This window comes from Bacillus cereus group sp. N11, assembly GCF_016483605.1.
Classification (GTDB): Bacteria; Bacillota; Bacilli; order Bacillales; family Bacillaceae_G; genus Bacillus_A; species Bacillus_A toyonensis.
Map to the genome: position 1 here is coordinate 1 of NZ_JAEHBN010000101.1, position 238 is coordinate 238.

The following is a 238-nucleotide window of genomic DNA, read 5'->3' on the forward strand; positions in this document are numbered from 1 at the left end:
GATGTGTATAAGAGACAGGAAGTAGACGATTTAGAGCGTTTATTACTAGCAGGGCATGATAACCAAGGTCGCGTAGCGGTAGCGCTTGTGTTAAGCTTAACGCCATTTAAGTAAGAAGGAGGGAAACTTATGGAGAGTCATGTACTTGTTTTATTTCCGCATCCAGATGATTTAGCATTTGCTGCGTTAGGTACAATTCGCTTATTAACAGATCAATGAGTACCTTTAACGTATGCAT

General features: G+C 40.3%; 1 protein-coding gene and 1 pseudogene. Both read left to right on the forward strand.

Annotation, left to right across the window (positions count from 1 at the left end; translation table 11 throughout):
• Positions 1-114, forward strand: a 114-nt coding sequence (locus JDS98_RS29855; RefSeq protein WP_199634649.1) for a DUF1806 family protein, incomplete at its 5' end; no start/stop codon positions are given.
• Positions 115-129: 15 nt separating this feature from the next.
• Positions 130-216 (forward strand): annotated as a pseudogene (locus JDS98_RS29860) (bacillithiol biosynthesis deacetylase BshB2); the annotation flags it as partial.
• Between the last annotated feature and the right edge of the window lie 22 nt (positions 217-238).